The 862-nt window shown below is 35.0% G+C and carries 1 pseudogene; it reads left to right on the forward strand.

From position 1 onward, the window contains the following. Window positions 1-57: 57 nt before the first annotated feature. Window positions 58-862 (forward strand): annotated as a pseudogene (locus QM870_RS10200) (IS3 family transposase); the annotation flags it as partial.

Raw genomic sequence — 862 nt, forward strand, 5'->3', positions numbered from 1 at the left:
TGAACTGCACCCCAAAAGTTAGACAGAAAAAAATCTAACTTTTGGGGTGTTTTTATTATGAAATTAACTTATGAAGATAAAGTTCAGATCTATGAACATAAAAAACAAGGGCGAAGCTTCAAAGAGCTTTCAAATCAATTTGGGATAAACATTTCTAATCTTAAGTACATGATTAAATTGATTGATCGTTATGGAATAGAAATCGTCAAAAAAGGAAAGAATTGTTACTATTCTCCCGAACTAAAACAAGAAATCATTGATAAAGTTCTGCTTGAAAGTCGTTCACAAATAAAGGTATCTCTAGATTATGCTCTTCCAAGTGTTGGAATGTTGCATAATTGGATAGCACAATATAAGAAAAACGGGTATACTATTGTTGAGAAAACAAGAGGAAGGATACCTAAAATGGGACGTAAGCCAAAGAAGAAACCCGAAGAGATGACAGAACTAGAACGTCTTCAAGCAGAAAATGAGTACTTGAGAGCGGAGAATGCGGTTCTAAAAAAGTTGAGAGAACTCCGATTGAGGGACGAAAAAGAGCAAGAAGAAAAACGGAAATTGTCCGAGGATTGGTAACAGAGTTTGCTTTAGAGATTCTTCTAAAGATTATTAAGCTTGCCCGTTCAACTTATTATTATCATTTAAAACAGCTCGATCAAAGCGATAAGGATTATGATGTTAAAGTTGAAATTCAATCTATTTTTACTGAGCATAAAGGGAATTACGGCTATCGTCGAATGACTCTTGAATTGAGGAATCGTGGTTTTGTAGTGAATCATAAGAAGGTCCAACGTCTGATGAAGGTCCTTGGTTTAAGTGCTCGTATTCGTCGTAAACGGAAGTATTCTTCATACCAAGGAGA

This window comes from Streptococcus parasanguinis (assembly GCF_047463195.1).
Taxonomy (GTDB): Bacteria; Bacillota; Bacilli; order Lactobacillales; family Streptococcaceae; genus Streptococcus; species Streptococcus parasanguinis_R.